The sequence below is a fragment of the Variovorax sp. 01N429 genome (assembly GCF_056399425.1).
In genome coordinates this window covers 216,261-240,898 of sequence record NZ_JBFTRG010000006.1, presented here as the reverse complement: position 1 = coordinate 240,898, position 24,638 = coordinate 216,261, and the positions used below count along the sequence as shown (strand labels likewise).

The 24,638-nt window shown below is 64.4% G+C and carries 26 protein-coding genes; 17 read left to right on the top strand and 9 right to left on the bottom strand.

The annotated features are described in order from the left end of the window. Position 1: 1 nt before the first annotated feature. The 4 genes from AC1DSF_RS13440 to AC1DSF_RS13425 form a co-directional block, all read right to left on the bottom strand. Positions 2-1,003, bottom strand: coding sequence for a BMP family protein (locus AC1DSF_RS13440; RefSeq protein WP_478182943.1), 1,002 nt, complete (start codon positions 1,001-1,003; stop codon positions 2-4). A 145-nt stretch (positions 1,004-1,148) separates the two neighbouring features. Further along, a complete protein-coding gene (upp, locus tag AC1DSF_RS13435; RefSeq protein WP_478123363.1) occupies positions 1,149-1,778 on the bottom strand; it encodes a uracil phosphoribosyltransferase in 630 nt (209 codons plus the stop codon). Between the two features lie 44 nt (positions 1,779-1,822). Then, positions 1,823-3,169, bottom strand: coding sequence for a DUF1688 family protein (locus AC1DSF_RS13430; RefSeq protein WP_478123964.1), 1,347 nt, complete (start codon positions 3,167-3,169; stop codon positions 1,823-1,825). 50 nt (positions 3,170-3,219) lie between these two features. Then, positions 3,220-4,524, bottom strand: a complete 1,305-nt coding sequence (locus AC1DSF_RS13425) for a GTP cyclohydrolase II (protein WP_478123362.1) — start codon at positions 4,522-4,524, stop codon at positions 3,220-3,222. A gap of 170 nt (positions 4,525-4,694) precedes the next feature. Here AC1DSF_RS13425 and AC1DSF_RS13420 point away from each other — a divergent pair, with 170 nt between their 5' ends. Next, the gene (locus AC1DSF_RS13420) at positions 4,695-5,264 is read left to right on the top strand and encodes a sigma-70 family RNA polymerase sigma factor (RefSeq protein WP_478123361.1); all 570 of its coding nucleotides are present in this window, start codon (positions 4,695-4,697) and stop codon (positions 5,262-5,264) included. Next, on the top strand, positions 5,261-5,902 hold the full coding sequence (locus AC1DSF_RS13415; protein WP_478123360.1) for a DUF1109 domain-containing protein: 642 nt from the start codon (positions 5,261-5,263) through the stop codon (positions 5,900-5,902). Before AC1DSF_RS13420 ends, AC1DSF_RS13415 begins: the two co-directional genes overlap by 4 nt. Positions 5,903-5,920: 18 nt before the next feature. Here AC1DSF_RS13415 and AC1DSF_RS13410 read toward each other — a convergent pair whose 3' ends face one another. Continuing rightward, positions 5,921-7,450 (bottom strand): helicase HerA-like domain-containing protein, encoded by a 1,530-nt coding sequence (locus AC1DSF_RS13410; RefSeq protein ID WP_478123359.1) that lies wholly within the window; start codon positions 7,448-7,450, stop codon positions 5,921-5,923. A gap of 99 nt (positions 7,451-7,549) precedes the next feature. Between AC1DSF_RS13410 and AC1DSF_RS13405 the strand changes: the two genes are divergently transcribed. From AC1DSF_RS13405 to fabG, 10 genes are read left to right on the top strand one after another with little or no spacing between them, the layout of a single operon-like run. Further along, positions 7,550-7,861 carry a phosphopantetheine-binding protein gene (locus tag AC1DSF_RS13405; RefSeq protein ID WP_478123358.1) on the top strand — a complete coding sequence of 104 codons (312 nt, stop codon included), beginning with the start codon at positions 7,550-7,552 and terminating at the stop codon, positions 7,859-7,861. A 3-nt stretch (positions 7,862-7,864) separates the two neighbouring features. After that, the gene (locus tag AC1DSF_RS13400) at positions 7,865-8,503 is read left to right on the top strand and encodes a COG4648 family protein (RefSeq protein ID WP_478123357.1); all 639 of its coding nucleotides are present in this window, start codon (positions 7,865-7,867) and stop codon (positions 8,501-8,503) included. A 13-nt stretch (positions 8,504-8,516) separates the two neighbouring features. Beyond that, positions 8,517-10,226, top strand: a complete 1,710-nt coding sequence (locus tag AC1DSF_RS13395) for an AMP-binding protein (RefSeq protein WP_478123356.1) — start codon at positions 8,517-8,519, stop codon at positions 10,224-10,226. Next, the gene (locus AC1DSF_RS13390; RefSeq protein WP_478123355.1) at positions 10,223-11,203 is read left to right on the top strand and encodes an acyl-CoA synthetase; all 981 of its coding nucleotides are present in this window, start codon (positions 10,223-10,225) and stop codon (positions 11,201-11,203) included. The genes AC1DSF_RS13395 and AC1DSF_RS13390 overlap by 4 nt, the downstream gene beginning before the upstream one ends. After that, on the top strand, positions 11,175-11,804 hold the full coding sequence (locus AC1DSF_RS13385; RefSeq protein ID WP_478123354.1) for a LolA-related protein: 630 nt from the start codon (positions 11,175-11,177) through the stop codon (positions 11,802-11,804). Before AC1DSF_RS13390 ends, AC1DSF_RS13385 begins: the two co-directional genes overlap by 29 nt. Further along, positions 11,801-14,194 (top strand): MMPL family transporter, encoded by a 2,394-nt coding sequence (locus AC1DSF_RS13380; protein ID WP_478123353.1) that lies wholly within the window; start codon positions 11,801-11,803, stop codon positions 14,192-14,194. The genes AC1DSF_RS13385 and AC1DSF_RS13380 overlap by 4 nt, the downstream gene beginning before the upstream one ends. A 50-nt stretch (positions 14,195-14,244) precedes the next feature. Beyond that, positions 14,245-15,072 (top strand): polysaccharide deacetylase family protein, encoded by an 828-nt coding sequence (locus AC1DSF_RS13375; RefSeq protein ID WP_478123352.1) that lies wholly within the window; start codon positions 14,245-14,247, stop codon positions 15,070-15,072. After that, positions 15,069-15,815 (top strand): class I SAM-dependent methyltransferase, encoded by a 747-nt coding sequence (locus tag AC1DSF_RS13370; protein ID WP_478123351.1) that lies wholly within the window; start codon positions 15,069-15,071, stop codon positions 15,813-15,815. Before AC1DSF_RS13375 ends, AC1DSF_RS13370 begins: the two co-directional genes overlap by 4 nt. Next, entirely contained in the window at positions 15,816-16,283 is a 468-nt protein-coding gene (locus AC1DSF_RS13365; RefSeq protein WP_478123350.1) for a hotdog family protein, read from the top strand. It abuts the gene before it with no gap. Next, entirely contained in the window at positions 16,280-17,011 is a 732-nt protein-coding gene (fabG, locus tag AC1DSF_RS13360; protein WP_478123349.1) for a 3-oxoacyl-ACP reductase FabG, read from the top strand. Before AC1DSF_RS13365 ends, fabG begins: the two co-directional genes overlap by 4 nt. A gap of 162 nt (positions 17,012-17,173) precedes the next feature. Here fabG and AC1DSF_RS13355 read toward each other — a convergent pair whose 3' ends face one another. Next, positions 17,174-17,506 (bottom strand): hypothetical protein, encoded by a 333-nt coding sequence (locus AC1DSF_RS13355; RefSeq protein WP_478123348.1) that lies wholly within the window; start codon positions 17,504-17,506, stop codon positions 17,174-17,176. 481 nt (positions 17,507-17,987) lie between these two features. Here AC1DSF_RS13355 and AC1DSF_RS13350 point away from each other — a divergent pair, with 481 nt between their 5' ends. The 4 genes from AC1DSF_RS13350 (at position 17,988) to AC1DSF_RS13335 (ending at position 20,856) form a co-directional block, all read left to right on the top strand. Beyond that, positions 17,988-18,620: a glutathione S-transferase family protein gene (locus AC1DSF_RS13350; RefSeq protein WP_478123347.1), complete on the top strand. Its 633-nt coding sequence runs from the start codon at positions 17,988-17,990 to the stop codon at positions 18,618-18,620. Between the two features lie 278 nt (positions 18,621-18,898). Continuing rightward, on the top strand, positions 18,899-19,228 hold the full coding sequence (gene yidD / locus AC1DSF_RS13345) for a membrane protein insertion efficiency factor YidD (protein ID WP_478123346.1): 330 nt from the start codon (positions 18,899-18,901) through the stop codon (positions 19,226-19,228). Next, positions 19,128-20,243, top strand: a complete 1,116-nt coding sequence (locus AC1DSF_RS13340) for a GNAT family N-acetyltransferase (RefSeq protein ID WP_478123345.1) — start codon at positions 19,128-19,130, stop codon at positions 20,241-20,243. The genes yidD and AC1DSF_RS13340 overlap by 101 nt, the downstream gene beginning before the upstream one ends. Before the next feature lie 403 nt (positions 20,244-20,646). Continuing rightward, on the top strand, positions 20,647-20,856 hold the full coding sequence (locus AC1DSF_RS13335) for a styrene oxide isomerase (protein ID WP_478123344.1): 210 nt from the start codon (positions 20,647-20,649) through the stop codon (positions 20,854-20,856). Between the two features lie 212 nt (positions 20,857-21,068). On the opposite strand, the gene AC1DSF_RS13330 is transcribed toward AC1DSF_RS13335, so the two are convergent. From AC1DSF_RS13330 to AC1DSF_RS13320, 3 genes are read right to left on the bottom strand one after another with little or no spacing between them, the layout of a single operon-like run. Next, positions 21,069-21,845, bottom strand: coding sequence for a glycosyltransferase family 2 protein (locus AC1DSF_RS13330; RefSeq protein WP_478123343.1), 777 nt, complete (start codon positions 21,843-21,845; stop codon positions 21,069-21,071). Continuing rightward, on the bottom strand, positions 21,812-22,615 hold the full coding sequence (locus AC1DSF_RS13325) for a lysophospholipid acyltransferase family protein (RefSeq protein WP_478123342.1): 804 nt from the start codon (positions 22,613-22,615) through the stop codon (positions 21,812-21,814). The genes AC1DSF_RS13330 and AC1DSF_RS13325 overlap by 34 nt, the downstream gene beginning before the upstream one ends. Positions 22,616-22,630: 15 nt before the next feature. After that, the gene (locus AC1DSF_RS13320) at positions 22,631-23,662 is read right to left on the bottom strand and encodes a chorismate transformation FkbO/Hyg5 family protein (protein ID WP_478123341.1); all 1,032 of its coding nucleotides are present in this window, start codon (positions 23,660-23,662) and stop codon (positions 22,631-22,633) included. Between the two features lie 225 nt (positions 23,663-23,887). On the opposite strand from AC1DSF_RS13320, the gene AC1DSF_RS13315 reads away from it, so the two are divergent. Beyond that, complete coding sequence (locus AC1DSF_RS13315; protein WP_478123340.1) at positions 23,888-24,613, top strand: YebC/PmpR family DNA-binding transcriptional regulator; 726 nt, start codon at positions 23,888-23,890, stop codon at positions 24,611-24,613. The last annotated feature ends 25 nt before the right edge of the window (positions 24,614-24,638 follow it).

The window sequence follows — 24,638 nt, the reverse complement described above, 5'->3', positions numbered from 1 at the left end:
CTCACTTTGCCGTGGATTTGGGCGGGCTGTCGTCCACCTTCACCGTGAACTTGCCGCCAAGAATGTCGGACTGCCGGGCCTTGACCTTCGCGACGATATCGGCCGGCACCTTGGTGTCGAAGGTGCCGAGCGGCGCCAGCTCCGAGCCCTTGTACTTCATCATCGAATACTGGCCGTAGTCCTCGGCGGTGAACTTGCCTTCTTTCACGAGCTTGATCGCGCGATCGGCCGAAGGCTCGAAATTCCACAGCGCCGAAGCGACCACCGTGTCGGGGTACTTGTCCTGCGTGTTGATCACGTTGCCGATGGCGAGCTTGCCCTTTTCCTTGGCCGCGTCGCTGACTCCGAAGCGCTCGGCATACAGCACATCCGCGCCCTTGTCGATCATGGCGAAAGCGGCTTCCTTGGCCTTGGGCGGGTCGAACCAGCTGTTGATGAAGCTCACGCTGAATTCCACCTTCGGATTCACTTCCTTCGCCCCGGCCATGAAGGCGTTCATCAGGCGATTGACCTCCGGAATCGGGAAGCCGCCGACCATGCCGATCTTGTTCGTCTTGGTCATGCCCCCGGCGACCATGCCGGAAAGATAGGCCGGCTCCTGGATGTAGTTGTCAAACACCGCGAAATTCGGCGCCTGCGGCTTGAGCGACGACCCCATCAGAAAGGCCGTCTTCGGAAAATCCTTCGCCACCTTCCGCGCCGCCGCCTCGACCCCGAACACCTCGCCGAGGATCAGCTGATTCCCCGCCGTCGCGTACTCCCGCATCACGCGTTCGTAGTCGGCGTTGGCGACATTCTCCGTCGCCGTGTATTCGATTTCCCCCCGAGCCTCGGCGGCCTTCAGCGCCTTGTGGATACGCCCCACCCATTGCTGTTCGAACGGCACGGTGTAGACCGCCGCCACTTTCAGCTTGGCCTGTGCAAGCGCGAGCCCCGGCACCCCCGCCGCCAAAGCAACGGCAAGCGCGACCGAACGAACAACCAACTGCCGGCGTGATTTCAAAGTCTTCTCCTCAGTTAAACATCCTAAAACCACCCACAACCCAATTCGCGAAACACCGCGGAACCGGCTCTGCCGGGCCGCCGGTGTTGCCCCCGGCAGGGGGTAGGCGAAGCGACCCGAAGTGCGCGCAGCCTGGGGGCGAGCGCTACTTCGTGCCGAAGATGCGGTCGCCGGCGTCGCCCAGGCCTGGCAGGATGTACCCGTGGCTGTTGAGTTCGCGATCGACCGCCGCCGTATAGATCGGCACGTCCGGATGCGCGTCCTGCATGGTCTTGACGCCCTCGGGGCAGGTCAGCAGGCAGACGAACTTGATGGACTTCGGGTTGAGTTCCTTCAGCCGTTCCACCGCGGCGACCGCCGAATTGCCGGTCGCCAGCATCGGGTCGACCACGATTGCATCGCGTTCCTCCATGCCGCCGGGCATCTTGAAGTAGTACTCGACCGCGGTCAGCGTCTTCGGATCGCGGTAGAGCCCGATGTGGCCGACGCGCGCACCCGGGATGACGCTCAGCATGCCGTCCAGGATGCCTGTGCCCGCCCGCAGGATCGACACCAGCACGACCTTCTTGCCGTCGATGACCTTGGCGTGCATCGTCTCCAGAGGCGTTTCGACCTCGACGTCCTGCATCGGCATGTCGCGCGTGACTTCGTAGGCCATCAGCATGCTGATCTCGTTGAGAAGCCTGCGGAAGCTGTTGGTGCTCGCCTCCTTGCGGCGCATCAGCGTGAGTTTGTGCTGGACGAGAGGATGGTCGAGGAGGTGGACGTTGCTCATTGGTATTGTTGATGGAGGAGAAAAACCGAAGAAGTCTAGACAGACTAGAAGACCGTGCCGTCGCTCTCGATGCGCAGGGGCGGCGCACCGTTGCGCAGGCGTTGTGCCAGTACGCGGCCAGCGGCCCATGTGCCGCCTTCGAGCACACGTGCGAGCGGCATGTCCTGCTCGCTTCGGCCCAGCACCTTGCACACGCGCGGCACAAGCTCGTCGAGCAGGGCGATCGTCAAGGCGCGCCATTCGACGATGAACTCGTCGCTGACTTTCCATTCGCGCTCGAGAAAGGCGGGCTCGCGCGGAACGATCATTCCGCTGTCGAGCAGCAGGCCGCCGTTGCGGTATTCGGGCAGCGCGGTCAGTTGATCGAGATGCCGGACCTTGACGCCCGCCCACTCGAAGGGTTCGAGCAGCGAATAGGTCAACCATTGCGACAGCTTGTGGAACGGCATCCAGCCATTCGTCAGACCCGGCCCTTGCACCGCGCTGTGGCGCCAGCAGTCGCCGAGTGCGAATCGTGGATCGCCTGTGCCGATCACATGGCTGCCATCCGCCGCAATGCTGTCCAACGCGTTCGATGACGGCCAGATGCTCGACAGCGAATCCAGCAGCAGTGTCAGGATTTCGTGCGCCGAGATTTCGGCCGTGGGCGGCGCGGCCGGGCCGTAGGGGCCGACCAGCGCGTCGAACAATCCGCCGGGCCGCCCGTCATCGCCGAACCACTCGGGTTGTTCGCTCATCGTTTCGCCGAGCCGGCGCAAAAGCGTGGCCCGCCCCGCGAGACCAACCAGCGGGTTGACGGCATTCACCTGGAAAGCGTCGCCGAGCCGGTCGGTGACCAGCGCGCGCAATCCGGCCGCATCGACCTGCAAAGGGTGATCGGGGTTCGACGAGAACAAGCCACTCGTGAATGCATGAAAGCTGGCAATCGCGAGACCTTCAGAACGCGTGAAGCGCTGGCCGTTGGCTGGTTCGATGTAATGCCAGTCGGGACCGGCTCCCGCATCGAGCAAAACGCTCACCACCACCAGATCGATATGCGCCCGCGCGCGCTGGCTGGCGTTGCAATCGCGCAGCAAGTCGTCCAGCAGCTTGAGGCGGTCGACGCCGCCCGCCTCGAAGTGCCGCCATCGGCTGTGATAAGGGATAGGGCTCCACGGGTAGCGGTCGCGCGTGACTTCCGCGACGGTGCGCGCGGTGTCTTCGAGCACGTTGTGGTTGCCGATCAGGAACCACGGAGAGTCGCCCGCGCGAGCCCTGGCAAGCAGTGCCGCCGCGCGGCTGCGCACGGCCTTGGTCGTGCGCAGATGGGCGACCGCCCCGGCGGGGCGGCTCGTGTCGTCCTCGAACTCGGCCTCGGGGTCCACATTGCCTTCGGCGTCGACGGTGCGCATGGCGGCGTCCGCACTTGCGCGATCAGGGTCCAGTCCGTAATTTTCTCTGCTCATTGGTCGAGTCCGCGGCCCTTGGCCTTCTTGAGTTCATCGGCGTCCGGCACCACGCCCGGCGTGAAGTAGCCGGCCGCCATCTTGGCGTCCATCTCCACGCGCGCGTCGGCCGGGATCAGTTCGTCGGGGATGTTGACGCGCGTGCCGATCTCGATGCCCGAGCCGGTGATCGCGTCGAATTTCATGTTGCTCATCGACACCAGGCGGTGAATCTTGCGAATGCCGAGCCAGTGGAATACGTCGGGCATCAGCTCCTGGAAGCGCATGTCCTGCACACCGGCGACGCATTCGGTGCGCGCGAAATACTGGTCGGCAGTGTCGCCGCCGACTTGCCGCTTGCGGGCGTTGTAGACCAGGAACTTGGTCACTTCGCCGAGGGCGCGGCCTTCCTTGCGCGAGTAGGCAATCAACCCCACGCCGCCGCGTTGCGCGCCCTGGATGCATTCCTCGATCGCGTGCGTGAGGTAGGGGCGGCAGGTGCAGATGTCGGAGCCGAAAACGTCCGAGCCGTTGCACTCGTCGTGGATGCGCGCGGTCAGTTCGACCTCCGGGTTCGCGAGGTCGCGCGGGTTGCCGAAGATGTAGAGCGTCTGTCCGCCGATGGGCGGCAGGAAGACTTCGAGGTCGGAGCGCGTCACCAGCTCGGGGTACATGCCGCCCGTTTCCTCGAAGAGCGTGCGGCGCAGGTCGGTTTCGGAGCAGCCGAAGCGCTTTGCGACTTCGGGCAGGTACCACACCGGCTCGACGGCGGCCTTGGTCACCATGGCCGCGCCGCCGGCGGTAAGGAACTTGCCGTCGGCCTTGAGGCGGCCCTTCTGCAGGGCCTCGATCACCTCCGGCAGGATGACGTGCGCCTTGGTGATCGCGATGGTCGGGCGGATGTCGTAGCCCGCGGCGAGTTCGGTCGCGAAGGCGTCGGCCACCACGGCGCCCCAGGGGTCGAGCGAGACGATCCGGCCCGGTTCGCTCCACTGCGGATAGGGGCCGATCACGTCCGTCGGCGAGGTGTTCGTCAGATCGGCCTTGTGGTGCGGCGACAGCGCGCCTGCGGCCACGGCCAGCGCCCGATAGACGCTGTAAGAGCCACTGTGCGTGCCGATCACGTTGCGGTGCGCGCGCTTGGTGGTGGTGCCGACGACGGGGCCCCGCTCGACTGCGGTGGCTGCGCCCCATTGGATGGGCAGCGCACCCGAGAGGCCGGCGTGCGATGTCAGCCGGATGTGCTTGCGCGCGGAGGAGGGCTCGGGGGAGGCAGGGGAAACGGTCGGAGTGGAAGGAGTCGGAACGGTGTCGACAGACATTGCGGGCCCTCAAAAAACACAATGTATCGACGGCTTTCAGAACTGGCAAGCAGGGGCGTACGCCATTCGCCGTAAGCCTCGGCTCGCCAGGCGGCTGATGGCGCTCGCGGCACAATCCGCCGGAATTGTTTTTTGCGCGCTGCCTGTAACCGACTGAACCGAAAGCACGAATGACCAAAGAGGGCTTGTCGGCAAAGAGCGAGGCCGAGGTGGAACTGCACGGCCTGCTGATGCGCGGGCTGGACGGCGACGCTGCGGCCTACCGGGCGTTCCTGCAGAAACTCAGCTTGCATTTGCGCGCGTTCCTCGGAAGGCGGCTCTACGGTTGGCCCGATGAAGTTGAAGACCTCGTTCAGGAATGCCTTCTTGCCATGCACAACCAGCGCCACACCTACCAGAGCGACCAGCCGCTGACCGCCTGGGTGCATGCGATTGCGCGCTACAAGATGATCGATCTGCTGCGTGCCAAGGCCGGCCGCGAGGCGCTGCACGAGCCGCTGGACGACGAACTGGCGGTCTTCGCCGAGTCGGCCACTGAAGCCGCCGACGCACGCCGGGACATCGCCGGCTTGCTCGAAACGCTGCCGGACCGGCATCGGCTGCCGATCGTGCACGTCAAGCTCCAAGGCCTTTCGGTGGCCGAGACGGCAAAGCTGACCGGCATGTCCGAATCGGCAGTCAAGGTGGGCGTGCATCGCGGACTGAAGGCGTTGGCGCTCAAGATCAAGGAAATGAAGTGAAGACGGACGATCTCATCGCGATGCTCGCCACAGGCGCTGCACCAGTGCGGCCTCGCACGGCTTCGCACCGGCTTTCGGTGGCGCTGTGGATGGGCCTATCGCTGTCGCTGGCATGCATGCTCCTGGTGTTCGGGCTGCGGCGCGATCTGATGGAGGTCATGTCGCTGCCGATGTTCTGGGTGCGGCTGGCGTTCCCGATCTGCATGGTGATTGCCGGCTTCGTGGTCGTGCAGCGGCTGGCCCGGCCGGGCGCGCGCGTGCACTTTGCGTGGCTGGGGCTCGCGGTGCCGGTGCTCGTCATCTGGTCGATGGCGTTGATGATCCTGGCTTCGGTACCCGCCGAGCAGCGGCATTCGCTGGTCATGGGGCAGACCTGGCGGACTTGCACGATGAACATCGCCTTCATCTCGCTGCCGGTCTTCGTGGCGATGATGGCCGCGCTGAAAGGCATGGCGCCGACCCATCCAGCATTGGCGGGCGCAGCTGCGGGCGCAATGGCCGGCGCGGCGGGCGCGGCCGTGTATGCCTTGCATTGCCAGGAACTGGAGGCGCCGTTCCTGGCGGTTTGGTATGTGCTCGGGATCGCCTCGCCTGCGATCGTCGGGGCACTTCTGGGGCCGAGGCTGCTGCGTTGGTGATGCACCCCGGCCAGTGGTTCAGCGTCGCGTCTTTGACCCGAAGATCCCGCCGAGCACGCCGCGCAGAATCTCGCGACCCATGGTCGTCCCCATCGTGCGCACGGCCGACTTGGCCATCGTCTGCGCCAGTCCGTCATGCTTGCCGCCGCGCGGCCCGGTGGTGCCGAAAAGGATCTCGTTGAGGCTGCCCATGACGCCACCGCCGGCGCCAGCGGATGCTTGCGTCCCCGCGGCACCCGCCTTGCCTGCAATGCTGGCTCCGTCAGGCGCGGATTCCGCTCGGCCCTTGAGCTTTTCGTAGGCCGATTCGCGATCCACCGTCTTCTCGTACACACCCGCCACGAGCGAATTCGCGATCAGCGCCTGCCGTTGCTCGGCCGTGATGGGCCCGATCTGGCTGCCAGGAGGCAGCACGAACACGCGCTCCGTGACGGACGGACGCCCCTTCTCGTCCAGAAAGCTCACCAAGGCTTCGCCAACGGCCAGTTCGGTGATCGCCTTCTCGATGTCCAGTCCCGGCTTCTGCCGCATGGTCGTCGCCGTTGCCTTGACGGCCTTCTGGTCGCGCGGCGTGAATGCTCTCAACGCGTGTTGCACGCGATTGCCCAACTGCGCGAGCACGGAATCGGGAATGTCCAGCGGGTTCTGCGTGACGAAGAACACACCCACCCCTTTGGACCGCACCAGTCGCACCACGAGTTCGATGCGTTCGATGAGCGCCTTGGGCGCTTCGTTGAAGAGCAGGTGGGCTTCGTCGAAGAAGAACACCAGCTTGGGCTGGTCGGGGTCGCCGATTTCGGGAAGATGCTCGAAGAGTTCCGACAGCAGCCACAGCAGAAAGGTCGCGTACAGCCGTGGCGAATTCATCAGCTTGTCGGCAGCGAGGATGTTGACCACGCCCTTGCCGCCTTCGGTCTGCATGAAGTCCGCAATGTTGAGCATCGGCTCGCCGAAGAACTTGTCGCCGCCCTGGGTTTCGATCTGCAGCAGGCCGCGCTGGATGGCGCCGACGCTCGCGGCGCTGATGTTGCCGTACTGCGTGGTGAATTGGCTGGCGTTTTCGCCGACGTGCTGCAGCATTGCGCGCAAGTCTTTCAGGTCGAGCAGCAGCAGTCCGTTGTCGTCCGCGATCTTGAACACGAGGTTCAGTACGCCCGATTGCGTGTCGTTGAGGTCGAGCATGCGGCCGAGCAACAGCGGCCCCATGTCCGACACGGTGGCGCGCACGGGATGCCCCTGTTCACCGAAAACGTCCCAGAGAGTGACGGGGCAGGCGAGGGGAGTCGGCGCATCGATGCCGCGCTCCTTCAGCGACGCGGCCATCTTGCTGCCAATGGCGCCTTTCTGACTGACGCCCGTGAGGTCGCCCTTCACGTCGGCCATGAAGACCGGCACGCCGATGCCGGAGAGCTTTTCGGCAATGGTTTGCAGGGTGACGGTCTTGCCGGTCCCCGTCGCGCCTGTGATCAGGCCATGTCGATTCGTGAGCCCCGGCAGCAGGCTGCATTCGGTGGCGTCGTGGCGGGCAATCAAAAGAGGGTCGGCCATAGGGGGAGTCCGGTCGTTGGCAGGCGGCCAGTCTAGCGAAGCCGGACTCCTATAATCTGCCGCCCATGTGATAGTTCCCAAAAGTACCCGGAGTTTCTCTTGTCATCGACTGCCCATTCCCCCGTTCCCGCCGCTGGCGACGCTTCCGAACAGTCACCTCTCGAGAATGAATTGGCCGTCCTCCTGGTGGAATCGCTCAACCTCGAAGTCGCACCTTCCGACATCGCGCCGACGGCGCCGCTCTATGGCGAAGGTCTCGGGCTCGATTCGATCGACATCCTCGAAGTCGCGCTCGAAGTGTCCCGCAAGTACGGATTCCAGCTGCGCTCCGACGACGAGCGGAACCAGCAGATTTTCGAGTCGCTGCGCAGCCTGGCCACGCACGTCGCGCAGAATCGCGGCGCTTCCTGATCCATGTCCCGATGGCGCATGGCGCTCCTGCTGATCGCGGGGGTGGCCTATGCCTGCATCTCCCACTGGATGATGCTCTATCACGCGGCGCAGCCATGGGCAGTCGTGGTGCTGCTTGGGCCGCTGTGGCTGACCGCGCTCGGTCTGGCCGCCAGCCGCTTCGGCAAGGGCGGGCTCGCGGTGGCCGGCCTGCTCGGCGTGGCGCTGTTTGCACTCGTCATGATGGGCGAGGCGGGCGACACCAACCGGCTCTACGTACTTCAGCATGTCGGCATCAATGCCTTGCTGTGCGGGTGGTTCGGCGGATCGCTTCGCGCAGGCCGGCTTTCGCTCATCGGCCAGTTTGCCGAACGCGTGCATCCTCTTTCGCCGGCCATGGTCAAGTACACGGCGCAGGTCACGCGGGTCTGGGCAATCTACTTTGCGGCAATGGTCGTGGCTTCGATCGCGGTGTATGCAAGCTTCTCTTTCGCCGCATGGTCCGTGCTCGCCAACCTTCTGACGCCGCTGTTCGTCGGAATGCTCTTCCTGGGTGAGTACCTGTTGCGATATCGACTGCATCCTGAATTCGAGCGTACGCGTCTGGTCGACGCCGTTCGCGCCGTCTATGGCGCGCCGGTCAATCGCACCGCTCGACGATGAACCGGACCTGACGGTGAGTTCTTCCTTCTTTTTGCCGCTGATCGCAGAGCGCGATCTCGACCAGCCCATTGCATGGCGCGCCGGTGTGCCCGTGAGCGCGCGCGAGTTCATCTCGGACGTCGCACGCTTCGCACCCGAACTGCGCGACGGCGGCCCGGTCGTCAATCTTTGCGTCGATCGCTATGCCTTTGCGGTGAGCCTTGCTGCCGCGCTCGTTCGCGGCGAGACCAGTTTCTTGCCGCCCGATGCGCGCGCCGATACCTTGGCGCGACTGCATGAGGTGGGCGATCCGGCTTTCGCCGTCGCCGACAGCGCGGACGTCGAAACGCCCGGGCTGCCGCGCGTCCTCTTCGAGCATCGACCCGCCGCGACAACGTCGACCCACACGGATACGCCGGTGCCCGCCTTTGACCGGGGAATGCATGCGGTGAGTCTGCTGACCTCCGGTTCCACCGGCGCTCCCAAGCCACACGCCAAGAGTTGGGGAGCTTTGGTCCAATGTGTGGATGCGGCAGTGAAGCGCCTCTCCAGCCTGCTTGGGCGTCCGTCGCTTTCCGGACTCACGTTGGTGGCCACGGTTCCGGTGCAGCACAGCTATGGACTCGAATCCTCGGCGTTGCTGGCGTTGCTGGGCGGCGCGGCTTTCGACAGCGGCCGGCCGTTCTTTCCGGCGGATGTGGCCGAGGCCCTCGCGTGCGTTCCGCAACCGCGGGCGTTGGTGACCACGCCGTTTCATCTGAAGACACTGCTGCTGTCAGGCATCAGCTTGCCGAAGGTGGATTTGATCCTTTCGGCGACCGCGCCGCTTTCGCCACAACTCGCGGCGCAGGCGGAGCAGGCAATGGGCGGCGCCCTGATCGAGATTTACGGCAGCACCGAATCGGGCCAGGTTGCCACCCGCAGGCCCACACAAAGCGAAGTCTGGGAAACGTTCGGCGAGGTTCGCGTCCATGTCGAACACGACGACAGCGGAACCGAACGCTTCATTGTCTCGGGCGACTACATCGCCGAGCCGACCCCCATGGCCGACATCCTCGAACTGGTCGACGACCGCAGTTTCCGCCTGCTGGGCCGTGCCAATGACTTGATCCACGTTGCAGGGCGGCGCAGTTCGCTGGGCTACCTCAATCACCATCTCAACAGCATTCCCGGCGTGGTCGACGGCGCCTTCTGGCTGCCTGATGACGTGGTGGATGGTGTGGTGCGCCCGGTAGCCTTCGTCGTCGCGCCCACGCTCGATGCAAAGGCCATCATTTCCGCGCTGCGCGAACGCATCGAAGCGGTGTTCGTGCCGCGGCGCGTTGTGCATGTGGCCGCGTTTCCGCGCGAGGGAACGGGCAAGCTCACGGCGCGATCGTTGCGCGAGTTTGCGCTGGCGCATCTGGCTTCCGACGACACGCCCGTGCAGTTGACCCGCGAAGTGCCTGAGGATCATCCGGCGTTCGCGGGCCATTTTCCCGGGCAGCCGCTTTTGCCGGGCGCGCTGCTCGTGTCGGAGGTCCTGGAGGCGGTTCGCAGCGTTCCGGCGCTGGCGGCACGCCTTGGCGCGCAGCCCACATTGGCGGCGGCCAAGTTTCTCGCGCCGGTGCGTCCGGGCAGCACGCTGCTCATAGATCTGACACCCGAAACCGGGGCTTCGCGCGGACTCCGTTTCGAAGTGCGCTGCGGCAGGGTCGTCGCCGCCAGCGGGCGCTGGATTCCCGGCGTCGGCGCCGCGTCATGAGTGGTTCGCCGCCAGAGAGCGGCGATGCCAAATTGCGCCAGGCCGAATGGCTGCGTGCGCCTGAGCGCAGCAACATGCTCGCGCTGCGCGTCATTTGCTGGATCGCCATCAAATGCGGTCGTCGGTTGACGCGGCTCATCCTGCATCCCATCTCGCTGTACTTCCTGCTGTTTTCGCCGACGCCGCGCCGTCATATCAAGCGCTACCTGTTTCGCGCCATCGGGCCGAGCGCGACGTGGAGCGACGGCTATCGGCTCTTGCATTCTTTTGCTTCAACGGTGCTCGATCGCCTCTACTTCCTGCGCGGCCGCATGGATCTGTTCGACATCCGGGTCACCGGTCAGCAGCCGGTCGAGGCGGAGGTGTACGCGGGGCGGGGCGCCTTCATGCTGGGCGCGCATGTCGGCAGCTTCGAGGCGCTGGGCGCAACCAAGCAGTACAGCGGCGCGCCGGCCGGTCTTCGGCTCGCCATGCTGATGTACCAGGAGAACGCCCAACAGATCAACGCCATGCTGGAGGCGATCAGTCTGCCCGAGTTGCGGCCGCACATCATCGGCCTGGGCCGGCCGCACGCCATGCTCGAGCTACGCGACTGGCTCGATTCGGGCGGCTTGGCCGGCTTGCTGGCCGACCGGACGCTGGCTGGGCCCGAAGAAGCAGGTCAACAGCGCGGCAGCAGCATCGAGCTTCCGTTTCTGGGCCAGCCGGCGCTTTTCAACGACGGCCCATTCCGGCTCGCGGCCCTGTTGCGGCGCAAAGTGTTTTTCATGGCAGGCTTGTATGTGGGCGGCGCCCGCTACGATGTGCTGTTCGAGCCGCTGGCCGATTTCAGCGAACACGTCAGGGATCCGGCCGAGCGGGAGCGGCGCATCCGGTCCGCGCTTGAAAGCTACGTCGCGCGACTCGAAGCGCTGTGCCGCGCGTATCCGCACAATTGGTTCAATTTTCATGATTTCTGGCTCGAAGATTCGGATTGACCGCTGGTGCAGGGCGCTGCTGGCGGTGCTCGCCCTTTCGGCCTCCACGGCGTGGGCTTTCGATCTGCCGGAGTTGATGGGCTTGCTTGCGCAGCAAAAGAGCGGCGAGGCGACCTTCACCGAGCAGCGCTTTGTGCGTGGCCTCGACGGGCCATTGAGCGCGAGCGGCGAACTGAGCTTCACGGCACCCGATCGCTTGGTGCGCCGCACGCTCACGCCGCGGCCCGAATCGATGTCGGTGGACGGCAACACGCTGACCCTGTCGCGTGGCGGGCGCACCCGCACGATGACGCTCGACAGCATGCCCGAACTGCTCGGCATGGTCGAAGCCATGCGTGGGACCCTGACCGGCAATGCGCAGAACCTGGAGCGCTATTTCCGCAGCACGCTCACCGGCTCCAGCAATAGCTGGGCGCTGGAGCTGAAACCCGTCGACGAACGCCTGGCGGCCCAGGTGCGCTCGATGCGCCTGACTGGCCGCGGCGGCGAGGTGCTCGGGGTCGAGATGGAGTTCATCGGCGGCGATCGTTCCGTGATGACGATCACGCCCCGACGCGGCGCTGGCGGTGCCGCCCGGACGCCGGCGCGGTCGGCGCCGTGACCCGAACCATTGCGGCGTCCCGCCGGCGCCATGGCGCGCTGGTGTTGTCGATCTGGCTGGTGTTGATGCTGGCGGGACTGGCGTGGATTGCGAGGACTCATTTCTCGGCGGACCTCTCGGCATTCCTGCCGGCAAATCCCGATGCGCGCCAGCGTGTGCTGATCGAGCAGTTGCGGAGTGGAATCGCGTCCCGAACAATCTTCATCGGCATCCAAGGCGGTAAGGACGCTGCGCAACGCGCCGATGTTTCGCGCGCGGTGGCATCGGCGATGCGCAAGAGCCATCTCTTCGATCAAGTGCAGAACGGCGACACCAGCGACTGGAAGGAGTCCGGCACATGGATCTTCGATCATCGCTATCTGCTCGCCAGCGATGTCACGCCGGATCGGTTCACCGCCAATGGCTTGCGCGATGCAATCGTCGACTCCTTGTCGATGCTCGGAACACCCGCAGGCAACGCACTCAAGCCACTGCTGGAGCGCGACCCGACAGGTGAGACGCAGCGCATTGCCGAGAACCTGATTCCGGCGACCTCGCCGCGCAGCGAGGAGGGCGTGTGGGTCTCGCGGACCGCACCCCGCGCGCTCATCCTAGCGACGACGCATGCGGCGGGCAGTGACCTCGATGCCGTCTCGAAAGCGATCGAGCAAGTGCAGAGCGAATTCGATGCCGCGACGCAGGGAATCGCAGGTGCCAAGCCGCAATTGCAAATGACCGGCGCGCCGGTTTTTTCGGTGCAAAGCCGCGACCAGATCAAGTCGGAAGCGATTCACCTCGCCGTCGTCGGCGGCATCGTGATGGGCGCCTTGTTGCTGCTGGCCTTCGCCTCGCCGCGGGCGCTGGTCGTCGCGCTGCTTCCGGTCGCCACTGGCGTGGTAGCAGGCACGGCAGCGGTCAGCGTGGTGTTCGGCGAAGTGCACGGCCTCACGATGGGCTTTGGAAGCACGTTGATCGGCGAGACGGTCGACTACGCGATCTACTACCTCATCCAGGCGCGCGGCGCGGCCGTGCCTGGCATGGGCTGGGAGCGTTGGCGCGACATCCACTGGCCAACGGTCCGGCTGGGTTTGTTGACGTCCGTCTGCGGGTTCGCGGCGCTTGTCTTCTCAGGTTTTCCGGGCTTGGCGCAACTGGGCGTGTTTTCGCTCGCGGGGCTGATCGCGGCGGCGCTCGTGGCGCGCCATGTGCTGCCGGTGCTCGCTCCGGACGGTGCGACCGGCATGGGCATGCGAGGTCAGATGGCAAAGGTCGCGGGCATGCTCGTGCTCGGACTCCCGCGGCTGCGTTATGCCTTCATCGGGCTCGGCGTGGCCGGGCTGGCGCTGGTGGTGTGGCAGGGCGGCCATCTTTGGCGAGCCGATCTCGGCGCGATGAGCCCGGTTCCCAAGGCAGCGCAGGAACTCGATGCCGAACTGCGAGGTGACATTGGCGCCAGCGACGGCGGCACGCTGATCGTGATCCATGGCGCAGACATCCAGGCGACCCTGCGAAGCGCCGAGACCGCTGGCGAGCGTCTCGAAGCGCTGGTGGACAAGGGCGACTTGGCCGGTTATGAATCCGTCACGCGGCTGTTGCCGAGCGAAGCAGCGCAACAGGCGCGCAAAGCGAGCCTTCCGGATGCAGAAACCTTGCGCGCGCGCCTGGTCGAAGCGACGCGCGGCCTGCCGTTGTCGGCATCGCGTTTGGAGCCTTTCATCTCCGACGCTCAGGCGGCCAGGGCCCAGCCGATCATCCAGCGAACCGACTTGGAGGGCGGCCCGCTCGATGCCGTGGTCAACGCGCTGATGTTCCAACGCCAGGCTGGCGACGGGTGGTCGACCCTCATCGCACTGCATCCGGGCGCGAGTTTCGACACCGGTCGCCTGGCACACGCGCTCGACGGGCTGCCAGATGTACAGGTGGTGAATGTGGGCGATGAGCTTTCGAGCCTGTACAAGCGCTATCTGCATGAAGCGTTCGTGCAGGTCATGCTCGGCGCGCTGGCAGTGGTCGTGCTCCTGGCAGCCTATCTGCGCTCGGGCCGTCGCTTGCTGGCCGTGTGCCAGCCGTTGGTGGTCGCGGTGGTGCTCACGCTCGGCGGGATGGCGGCGCTCCAGGTGCCGCTGGGAATCCTGCACCTGGTAGGGCTGTTGTTGATCGTGGCGGTGGGTTCGAACTACGCGCTTTTCTTCGATCAGCTGCGCGAGACCGGCCGGGCCGACGCCGACACGCTGGCTTCGCTGATGCTCGCCAATCTCACGACGGTCATTTCGTTCGGATTGATCGCCATCTCGAACATTCCGGCACTGTCTTCCATCGGCCGGGTGGTTGCGCCCGGCGCGTTCCTCGCCCTGTTGTTGTCCGCGGCGTTCGCGCGCGCCAAAGTGGCGGATGGCCCGGCGCCCCGCTGATGGGAAAATCCGAGCGGCGCCGGTTCAGCATCTTCAGGCTCCAGATTTTCATGTCGCAAGTTCTTTCCTCATCAGTCCCCGGATCGTGGTCCTGGCCGCCGATCATTCGCGCCAGTGTTGGCTGGCATGTCGCCGCCTTGGGTGCAGCCTGGTTGGTCCCGGGTGCGGCGCCCTGGGCGATCGCCGCGGTCGTGCTGAACCATGTGGTGATCACGGTGGCTGGCCTGACGCCGCGCAGCAGTCTGCTGGGCCCGAACATCACGCGCTTGCCGCAGGCGGCCGCCGATCGGCGGGAGGTTGCCATCACCATTGACGATGGGCCCGATCCTGAGGTCACGCCGCAGGTGCTCGACCTGCTCGATGCGCATGAGCAGCGCGCCACGTTCTTCTGCATCGCCGAACGTGTGCTCGAACATCCGGCGCTGGCGCGCGAGATCGTCGCACGCGGGCACAGCATCCAGAACCACACGGCACAGCATCGGCACAATTTTTCATTGCTCGGCCCGCGCGGCTTCACGGCCGAGATCTCGCGCGCGCAGCAGGTGCTGGAAGATGCCACCGGGGAACGTCCAACGTGTTTTCGTGCGCCTGCGGGATTGCGCAATGCCTTCCTGGCGCCGGTGCTGCATGGCATGGGCCTGTCGTTGGTCAGCTGGACGCGGCGCGGCTACGACACGCGCGAGGGCGACGCGGCGACGGTGCTTGCGCGGCTGACGAAGAACCTGAAGGCTGGCGACATCCTGCTGTTGCACGACGGGAATGCAGCGCGTACGGCCGCCGGGCGAGCCGTCGTGCTGGAGGTGTTGCCGCAGCTTCTGGCGCGCATCCGGACGGACGGCTTGCGCGCAGTAACCTTGCCGAAAGGCATGTCGGTATGAGCGAACGGGCTTCTACCGACGCCGCGTGGCATCGATTGCACGAGCGTGCGACCGATCCGTACAGGAGGGCAGGGAACTTCGCCTGGCATTTCGCGCGCGGCAAGCTGGGCCGCGATCCGGTCTTCAGAGGGCTCATCGAAAGGGGCCTGATCGGAGAAGCGCATGGTCGCGTGGTGGACATCGGGTGCGGCCAGGGTCTGTTCGCGAGTCTGCTGTCGGCGATGAGCGCCATGCAAACGGAAGCCGGAAAATGGCCCGCATCGTGGCCTGTCGCGCCGAAAGCCGCCAGCTATACGGGCATCGAGTTGATGCCCAAGGATGTGGCTCGCGCCGAAGCATCGGTGGGGCATCTGCAGCCGACGCCCCGCTTCCTGTGCGCCGACATGTGCAAGGCCAGCTTGCCGCCGAGTGACCTGGTGGTCATTCTCGATGTGCTGCATTACGTCAACCTTGAAGCGCAAGAGGGCGTCCTGCATCGGGTACGCAATGCATTGCAGCCGGGCGGGCGGCTGCTGTTGCGCGTCGGCGATGCGGCCAGCAGACGCGGTTTCGCGATCAGCCAATGGGTTGACCGGACGGTGACTCGCATTCGAGGACATCGCGTGTCGCCCACCTGGGGCCGCACGCTCAACGATTGGATGGCGCTGCTGGAGCGATTGGGATTTTCCGTGCAGAGCATTCCGATGAGCCAGGGAACGCCCTTTGCCAATGTTCTGCTCGTGGCCGATCTGAAGGAAATCTGAATGACCGCACCTCAAACACTCGACCAGGCGGGCATTGCCCGGCGGATTCCGCATAGCGGCACGATGTGCCTGCTGGAGCGGCTGGAATCATGGGACGCGAACGCCATCCACTGCACGACGACGACCCACACGCGCGCTGACAATCCGCTTCGCACCGCGAGTGGGCTGTTGTCGCCGACGCTCATCGAGTACGCCGCCCAGGCGATGGCTTTGCATGGGGGCCTGTTGGCAGTGGAGGGGAGCGAGCCATCGGCCGGGTTTCTGGCGAGTGCGCGCAATGTCCGGCTGGCTGTCGAGCGCATCGACGATGTTGCCGGGGCGTTGCACGTGCATGCCCAGCGAATCTCAGGCGATGGTAGCCAGATACTTTACGAATTCGCGGTGAAAGACGACGCTGCACGTTCGCTTGCAGAGGGGCGGGCAGTCGTCGTGCTCAATACACCGCTCGCCATGGAAACCACATCATGAGTCTCACAGGAAAACGCGCGCTGATCACTGGCGCAAGCGGCGCGCTTGGCGCGGCCATTGCTCAACGTCTCTCCCGCGACGGGGCCACAGTGTTGCTTCACGCGAACTCGCGGCCCGAGGCGGTCGAGCAACTGGCTGCGGCCATCATGGAGGCCGGTGGCAAAGCCGAATGCGTGATGTTCGATCTGCGTAGCGACGAGGCTTCGCGCGCCGCATGCGAACGCATGCTCGAGAGCGGACCGGTGCAGGTGATCGTGAACAATGCCGGTGTCCACGACGACGCGGTTCTGCCGGGCATGCGGCCTGAGCAGTGGCACAAGGTGATCGACGTATCGCTCAACGGATTTTTCCGCGTGACACAGCCTCTGTTGTTGCCGATGCTGCGCACGCGGTGGGGGCGCATCCTGAACATCTCTTCGGTGGCGTCTTTGACGGGCAATCGAGGGCAGGTCAACTATGCAGCGGCCAAGGGTGCACTCAACAGTGCGACCAAGGCGTTGTCGCTGGAAGTTGCTGCGCGGGGCGTGACGGTGAACGCGATTGCGCCGGGGATCATTGCGTCGCCAATGGCTGATGGGGTTTTCGATGCGGCGACGATCAATCAGATGGTGCCTGTTAAACGCGCGGGTAGGCCGGAAGAAGTGGCGGCGCTGGCGGGGTTTCTTGCGAGTGACGACGCTGCTTACATCACTGGGCAGGTGATCTCGATCAATGGTGGGATGATTTAGTGCTTCGGCTCTTTTGGGGGGCCGCCCGGTAGGCGGCGCGGGCTCCGTGGCTGTTCGACGGGGGCGTTCGTCATCGGCATTTCCGAACTCGCGAGTCGCACCTGCGTCACGCCGTGCGAGCTGATGCGGGCAAAAAGCGAACGACCCATCCGGAGGCGATGACTACTTCTGAAAGAAGGACATCAAGCCGAGCGCGACCAAAATGAATGGCCAATACCTCACTGGAATGAAGAAGAGGTCGTGTTTGGTCACCAGGACCATCTCCGTCCCGGTCTTCTTGTCAATCACGGCGCGCGGCTCGGATGACCTTTGCAGGAGGAGATGCAGTCCGTAAACCAGAGCTGCGGCAAAGCACAAACCTATCAGTTCAGACCATTGCTTTTTGTCGACCGGAATCGGGACTCCAAACAAGCGCTCCGCGCCAATCTTGCTGGCAAGCAGGCCGAGGACCGCGAATATCGCAACCATGATTCCATACCCTCTCCAAATCAGCATGTGCTCTCTCCTTGTAGTACTCTGAAATTCCGGTCGCGAGCTTTTGTTCGGCCTGAAGTTGTTTGATATCGGCAGATTTGTAGAAAATTTGAGCCGGGCTTCGGGCACCCCGGCGCCGACAACCATGTGGCAGGATGCAGGCCAACACCGGACGGTCGACGCCGTCCTCCATACAGACCTCCAGGACGAGTATGAAGACCGAATCAGGACCGGCTCTCGCGGGCAGGAAGCCCGATGCATTCGAGATGAAGGTGCGCTTTGCGTGCGGAGCTCTGCTCGGGCTGGCAGTTGGCCTGGGCCTATGCGTCAATCTGTCGCCGCTTAGTGCTCTGGCCACATGCATTCTTGTGGGGGCTGCCGTCCTCGCCTGTGGAATCTGCGCCGCTCGGTTCGGCGACAACTTCTGGGCGAATCTTCGTTGGCTCCGGTAGGCTTGTACTGCGGCTCGCGCAGGAGCGGTCCTTCAGGCGATGCCTCCAATATGAACCTTTTCATTTGTCCAGGTGCCCCCAGCCCCACGCGTGTTCGTCTCTACGTGGCCGAGAAGAATGCGGTTCAGCCAGTTCTCCAGGTCACCGATGTCGTCGTCAATCTTCAGGCCGGGGAGCAGCGTCAGGAGCCGCACCTAGCGCGGAACCCGATAGGCAGGATTCCGGTTCTGGAAGTCGAGGATGGCGTGTTTCTCAGCGAATCGCTGGCCATCATCGAATATCTTGAGGAATGCTTTCCCGACCCTTCGATGTTCGGCAGCACAACCCTGGAGCGGGCGCGAGTGCGCGAGCTGGACCGCGTCGCCGAACTGCGCGTGCTGCTGCCCCTCGGCAGGCTTGTCCATGCGACGAACTCGCCGATGGCGCGGCGGCCCGAACCGCTGCTGGCAGACCACTTCAGAAGCATGTTGCCGCTTGGGCTGGGCTTCCTAAACGACCGGCTGCGCGATGGACGGCGCTTCATCGCCGGCGACCGCCCTACGATTGCTGACTGCACGCTCGCCGCAGCTCTGGACTTCGGACGCCGACGAGGCGTCCCGCTCGATGACGAGTATTGTGAGGTGGCTGCGTGGTTCGAGCGCTACCGTACCCGTGCCGTGGTTCGGCAGGTCATGGCACCATGAGCGCGCTGCTCAAAGGTCACGTCGCCACCAGAACCAGACACTCACCACGCACCTCTGAAACGCTTGATGTCCTCGCTTTGGCGCAGTAGCTGCATTGCCGACTGCGGTGCTTGTCCATTGGCTGGCGCCAGGCGCGGATGCCGTTCAGGTCGGAGCATGGCTCGTCGGCCTGGGGTGGCTTGCCGGTGTCGTGTGGGAGCTGATGGGCAAAGACTTCAAGTAGGCATGGGCGGCGGCAGGCAGAATGCGGCCAGAACAATACCGATGAGGGCGACCACATGAGAGGCATGGCGGTATCGGCAATCGAAGGTTATCAGCGCTACTCGCCGTACAAGGGATTCAGCTGCGCCCACGGAGTGCACTCGGGCGGCGCCTCCTGCTTTCAGTTTGCCAAGCAGGCCATTTTTCGTGTTGGCATGACGCTCGGCTTCATGTTGACGGTGCGGCGCTTTCGCAAGTGCGCTGAGTCGGCGCGCCTGAATTCCGTGTCACAACAGGAGGGGCCCGATGGGCGCCGTCAGAACACGTCAACAGGACCATGGCAGTCGGTGGCTAACACCTTGGATTGCGGTGTCTCCGTGGCAACTTGCTGCTGTTGGCCAAGCTAGGCTTCAAACGGCCCAGGAGCGGACATTTGCTGCGATGAAAAAAATCCCAACAGGCCTTCGATTGCGATGCTTTGCCGGCGATGGCGATTTTCCTGCGATGGCAGAGGTGGCCAACGCAGTATTTGCGGCTGACAAGATGGGCTGGATTCGCACTCCGGAACACATACGACAAGATTACGCCCGGTTCACTGACTTCGACCCGCAGGGCGACATCGTGATGGCCGAACTCGACGACCAGTTGGTGGGCTACGTGCGCACCTCGCACTGGACCGACGAAAACGGCTGGCTGGCCCAGGGTCAGGTCGGCTTCGTCCATCCAGCCTTTCGGCGGCGCGGCATTGGCGCCGAACTGCTGCGCTGGGTGGAAACGCGACAGCGCGAGTTTGCGAGGGACCAAGGCGGTGTGTCTGTGCATCACGTCTTCGTGACCGAGGGCGAAGTCGGCCGCGTAGCAATGCTGCGCCGCGCCGGTTATGTGCCCGCTCGCCATTTCATGCTCATGGAGCGGCCCACGCTCGACCACATACCCGCCGCCCCCCTGCCCGAAGGCTTCGAGGTGCGTCCGGTGCATTTAGAACATTTGCGCCCGATTTTCGACGCCCACATGGAAGCTTTGCAGGGACATTGGGGCATCGCACCGCCCAAGCCAGGCGACTTCGAGCGCTGGACGACGCTGCCGACTTTTCAGCCGCACTTGTGGCAGGTGGCCTGGCACGTGGAAAGCGGTCGCGTGGCCGGGCAGGTGAAGCCCTTTATCAACGAAGAGCAGAACACGACGCAGAACCGTCGGCGCGGCGAGACGGAATTCATCAGCGTCGGAGCGCCGTGGCGCCGACGCGGCTTGGCGCGCGCGCTAATCGCGAGGGCCCTACATGCGCAACGCGACGCTGGCATGAACGAATCCGTGCTCGGCGTGGATGCCGACAATGCACACGACGCCGCTCGACTTTACGAGAGCTGCGGATTTCGCGTCGTTCAGCGCAACGCGGTCCTGCGCAAGACGGTGGATAGGTAGGCCGGCGCCAATCGGCCAACACCGGAGGGCGACGCCGTCCTCCAAACAAACGTCAGGACGAGCATGAAGACCGAATCGGGGCCGGCTCTCGCAGGGAGGAAGCCTGATGCATTCGAATTGAAGGTGCGTTTTGCGTGCGGAGCTCTGTTTGGCCTGGCGGTCGGCTTGGGCATATGCGTCAGCCTGTCGCCGCTCAGTGCTCTGGGTGCATGCATTCTTGTGGGTGTTGTCGTCCTCGTCTGCGGAATCTGCGCTGCTCGATTCGGCGATAGTTTCTGGGCCAATCTTCGATGGCTACAGTAGCGGCTCGTACCGCGGCTCGCGGCCAAGTCCGGACTCTCGTCGCCGTCGTCCAAAGCGCCTTCGTTTAAGCTCAGGAGACGTAAATCAACGGACTGAACGAATGGCAACTGTGTCTGCCGCCGTGCTTTCAAGTAGCGGCTTCCTGGTGCTACTCGTCGGCTTTTTGTGCGGGGCCCCTTTGGGCAGCGCAATCAACCAGAACCTCGACGAAGAACGCGTTCGCGCCTGGCGGGTTGCACATTCGAGTCTGGTTGGTGGAGGCGTCATGCTTCTGGCGAGGTCAGCATCACGCCAGATGCCTATCAAGTAGGCGAAGTCAAATCTGCACTCGCCACGCCCGTCGTCGATGCAGTGGTGCGAATCAAGCCGAGCAAAGTTCTGATTGTGGCTTGCCTGGCTACGCCGCCGCAGAAAATCATTCAGTTCGAACGAGAGTTGCGGGCTCGACACGACGTGGAACTGACCCTGACTTTAGTTGGCGACGGATGTCCTACTGCGTAAGCCCGGTGGCGCTGACCAAACTCACACCTGAAACGGCGGAGCTCGCCGCAACTTGCGAATCAGCAACCCAGGCAGCCGCAGCACAAACTCCACCATCAGCCGAGCATGCATCCACGTGAGTAGCAGGTTGTCCCGCACATAGTGAAAGTGCGAAACGCCGCCTTCTTCAGCGCTCAGGTACTTCACCGGCGCATCGATGTTGACGGGCTTGATGCCGCGCCACGCCAGCCGAACCACAGCCTCGGTGTCGAAGTCGAAGCGACGCATCCACGGTTGTCGCGTCATCGTCGCGATCAGATCCGCCACCGGATAGACGCGAAATCCGTAAAGCGAATCACCGACGCCCGCGAACAGCGTCTCAAGCTGGGTCCAACTGTTCGACACCCGCCGGCCGCGCACCCGTAGCAGTGGGGCACTGGCATCGAAGACCGGCCGGCCGAGCACCATCGTCTCGGGACGCGCCTGCGATGCCTTCATGAATGACGGGATGAGGTCCGCCGGATGCTGCCCATCGGAATCCATCGTCAGTGCATGCGTAAAGCCCGCCGCTTGCGCAGCGCAAAGCCCGTGCAGCACCGCCGCACCCTTGCCCTGGTTTGGCTCCAGCACCCACACGCGCAACCCTGGATCCGAAGCCGCCATCTGCTGGATCCGTTCACCGGTGCCGTCGGTGCTGCCGTCGATCACCACCCACACGGGGTTCCATTGAGCGCGTGCCGCTTTGACCGTCGAGAACAGGCGTTCGCCCGTGTTGTAGCTGGGGATCAGGACAAGGTGGGTACGCGAGACGTCTGGCATTCGGGCTGCGCCTGCGGAGTGCGCTGTTCCATGGATTGGCGGAAATATTGTTCGATCTGCTGCAGCAGCGCGTCGCTGTCGTGCGAAGGCGCGAAGCGTTGGCCCAATCGCAGCGTGAAAACGATGGGCAAGGGCGGCACGCGCCACAGCGGCCAGCCCTTGGCCAGATAGGGCGAATCGGTGTCGATGAAGACGGTCTGGATCGGTGCCTGCGCCAGCTTGGCGATCAGCGTCACGCCGGGCCTGAAGGCGTTCAGAGGCTGCGTCACGGTCCGCGTGCCCTCGGGAAAAATCACCAACTGGCCACCGTTCCTGAGGTCTTCGACCGCGAGCCGCACCATCGTTCGGGCCGAGTCGTTGCGGATGTAGCGCGCCAACCTCGCGCCCGCGCCGAGAAAGATGTTGCGCATCAGGTCGGCCTTCATGATGCAGGCGCTGCGCGGCAGTCTTGCCACCAGCAGCAAGGCATCGAGCATGGTCGGATGATTGGCGACGAAGATCAGCCCGCGTTCGTCGCGCAAGGCATCGAGGCAGCTGGAGTCGATGCGCATCATGCCGCTGAACGAAGCGGCGGCCCAGAAGAAGCGGTAGGCGCGCGCGATGACCATCCGGCCCAGGGAGCGCGCCGTCTTCAACGGGAGCACCGGATACAGCAACATCGCGATCAGATTCCAGACGAGCGAGATGCACCCCAGCAGCGCGAGCAGGATATAGAGCGGCAACGCGAGCAGGACCGAGAGCGCCATGGCTGTGGGAAGCGGCCGGTTCATCGCAAGAGGCGCTCTTCAGGCGCGCAAGCTGCCGCCGGCAACGGCATGGGCTTCGATTTCCACCAGAAGATCCTGGCGGCAGATGTCGGCTTCGAGATAGACGGCACGGCTGACCGTGTGTGCGTCCGCTCCGAGTGCTTGTTCGAGCACCTGCCGCACGATCGGCGCATCAGCGACGTGGCGCACGTACACCACGCAATCGAGTGCCGAAAGACCGAACCTGGCGCTCGTGCGTTCGTTGGCGGCGCCGATCACGGCTTCCAGATTTCGCAGTGTTTCCTGCGTCTGCGCGACGATTTCGCCGGTATGCACTGTCTCGTGGCCGACGATGCTGGCGGTGCCGGAAATGAAGAGCGCGACGTTGCCGCCGCCGATCTCGGCCAGTGCGGCGCGCGAGAAAGTAGGCGCGCGCGGGCCGTAGGCCGGCGGATAGCGGTAGGCCGAAACCTGGCGCGGGTTCTCGATCGGCAGCGGCGCCGTGCGGCCGGCCAGGAATCGAATGCACAACGCGCCCTGATGAATGCCCAGCGCACAGGCGGCCGGCGCGCCTTCGAACGCGGCCTGACCGGCTTCGACGAATGCCTCTTGCCGGCCGAGGTTGAACTGCCGATAACGCTCGAGACCGCCGCCGTCGCCGTTGATTTGCGGGAGATAGTTCCACACCCGCAGCAGGTGAGCGCAGCCCGTCTGCTCCAGCGACTTGAAGAGGTCGTGATAAGCCCGCTGGGCGAGCTTGGCCAGGCCCTGCTTTTCGACCGTTTCGTCAAGGTCGATGGCGCCGAGCATCCAATGGCCGTCGCTGCGCCATCGCACGACGCCCGTTGTTCCGGATTCGATGTGTTCGCTGGCATGCCAGACGTCGGCCATGGCGCCGCGCGCCGACAGCACGCGTGCATTCACGGTCGGCATCCAGGGGAGGCCATCCGGGGTTCCATAGCCGAGTGCACCGAATGGCGAACGCCCGCCGTCGGCGAGGGCCAGGCTGTCGGGCAACGAAAGGCGCTCTACGCGCAGGGGAGGCGCCCCGAGTGGTACTCGTGCTGTCACTGGGCCTCGACAATGAGTGTCGTGATTGGAATGTTCATGAGGCGGCTGAAGAGGTCCAAAGAAGAGATGCCCGGGAACGCGAATGTGGCGCATCAGCGCGAGGATTATCCCAAAAAGGCACCGGCAGTCGGCTCGCCGCCCGTCATATTGCGGCGCTCGCGGTTCGCGCCGGACAGTAAACTCACTGCCTGCTTTTGAAAACTCAGGATAGCGAGAGATTGAGCCATGGCCGGACACAGCAAATGGGCGAATATTCAGCATCGGAAGGGCCGGCAGGACGAGAAGCGAGGAAAGCTCTGGACCCGCGCCATCCGCGAAATCATGGTGGCCGCGCGCACGGGGGGCGGCGACCTCGGTGCCAATCCACGGCTCCGGCTGGCCGTTGAAAAGGCCAAGGCGGTGAACCTTCCCGCCGATACGGTCAAGCGCAACATCGACAAGGCCACCGGCAATCTGGAAGGCGTCAACTACGAGGAAATCCGCTACGAGGGCTACGGCATCGGCGGCGCGGCCATCATCGTCGACACCATGACGGACAACCGCGTTCGCACGGTCGCCGAAGTGCGCCATGCCTTTTCGAAGCACGGCGGCAACATGGGCACCGAAGGCTCGGTGGCATTCCAGTTCAAGCACTGCGGACAGTTCGTGTTCGCGCCGGGCACCGACGAAGACAAGGTGATGGAAGTGGCGCTCGAGGCAGGCGCCGAGGACGTGATCACCGACGACGACGGCGCCATCGAAGTGCTCACGGCAGCCGCCGATTTCGAGGCCGTGAAAAACGCGCTCGAAGCCGCCGGCCTCAAGCCTGAAGTGGCAGAGGTGACGATGCGTGCCGAAAACACCATCGAGCTCGCGGGCGAGGACGCCGCGAAGATGCAGAGGCTGCTCGACGTTCTCGAAGATCTCGACGACGTGCAGGATGTCTATCACAACGCAGCGATGTCCGAATGACGGACGCGCCAACGAAGGCCCGCGA

Bases quoted from the DNA above. Each gene is read 5' to 3' on its own strand.
- AC1DSF_RS13335 (WP_478123344.1), top strand. From the start codon at position 20,647: ATGGCAACTGTGTCTGCCGCCGTGCTTTCAAGTAGCGGCTTCCTGGTG.
- AC1DSF_RS13375 (WP_478123352.1), top strand. From the start codon at position 14,245: ATGTCGCAAGTTCTTTCCTCATCAGTCCCCGGATCGTGGTCCTGGCCG.
- AC1DSF_RS13420 (WP_478123361.1), top strand. From the start codon at position 4,695: ATGACCAAAGAGGGCTTGTCGGCAAAGAGCGAGGCCGAGGTGGAACTG.
- AC1DSF_RS13365 (WP_478123350.1), top strand. From the start codon at position 15,816: ATGACCGCACCTCAAACACTCGACCAGGCGGGCATTGCCCGGCGGATT.
- AC1DSF_RS13400 (WP_478123357.1), top strand. From the start codon at position 7,865: ATGTCCCGATGGCGCATGGCGCTCCTGCTGATCGCGGGGGTGGCCTAT.
- AC1DSF_RS13370 (WP_478123351.1), top strand. From the start codon at position 15,069: ATGAGCGAACGGGCTTCTACCGACGCCGCGTGGCATCGATTGCACGAG.
- AC1DSF_RS13430 (WP_478123964.1), bottom strand. From the start codon at position 3,169: ATGCGCACCGTCGACGCCGAAGGCAATGTGGACCCCGAGGCCGAGTTC.
- AC1DSF_RS13340 (WP_478123345.1), top strand. From the start codon at position 19,128: ATGGGCGCCGTCAGAACACGTCAACAGGACCATGGCAGTCGGTGGCTA.
- AC1DSF_RS13325 (WP_478123342.1), bottom strand. From the start codon at position 22,615: ATGAACCGGCCGCTTCCCACAGCCATGGCGCTCTCGGTCCTGCTCGCG.
- fabG (WP_478123349.1), top strand. From the start codon at position 16,280: ATGAGTCTCACAGGAAAACGCGCGCTGATCACTGGCGCAAGCGGCGCG.
- AC1DSF_RS13355 (WP_478123348.1), bottom strand. From the start codon at position 17,506: ATGCTGATTTGGAGAGGGTATGGAATCATGGTTGCGATATTCGCGGTC.
- upp (WP_478123363.1), bottom strand. From the start codon at position 1,778: ATGAGCAACGTCCACCTCCTCGACCATCCTCTCGTCCAGCACAAACTC.
- AC1DSF_RS13410 (WP_478123359.1), bottom strand. From the start codon at position 7,450: ATGGCCGACCCTCTTTTGATTGCCCGCCACGACGCCACCGAATGCAGC.
- yidD (WP_478123346.1), top strand. From the start codon at position 18,899: ATGAGAGGCATGGCGGTATCGGCAATCGAAGGTTATCAGCGCTACTCG.
- AC1DSF_RS13385 (WP_478123354.1), top strand. From the start codon at position 11,175: ATGATTTCTGGCTCGAAGATTCGGATTGACCGCTGGTGCAGGGCGCTG.
- AC1DSF_RS13390 (WP_478123355.1), top strand. From the start codon at position 10,223: ATGAGTGGTTCGCCGCCAGAGAGCGGCGATGCCAAATTGCGCCAGGCC.
- AC1DSF_RS13350 (WP_478123347.1), top strand. From the start codon at position 17,988: ATGAACCTTTTCATTTGTCCAGGTGCCCCCAGCCCCACGCGTGTTCGT.
- AC1DSF_RS13315 (WP_478123340.1), top strand. From the start codon at position 23,888: ATGGCCGGACACAGCAAATGGGCGAATATTCAGCATCGGAAGGGCCGG.
- AC1DSF_RS13425 (WP_478123362.1), bottom strand. From the start codon at position 4,524: ATGTCTGTCGACACCGTTCCGACTCCTTCCACTCCGACCGTTTCCCCT.
- AC1DSF_RS13330 (WP_478123343.1), bottom strand. From the start codon at position 21,845: ATGCCAGACGTCTCGCGTACCCACCTTGTCCTGATCCCCAGCTACAAC.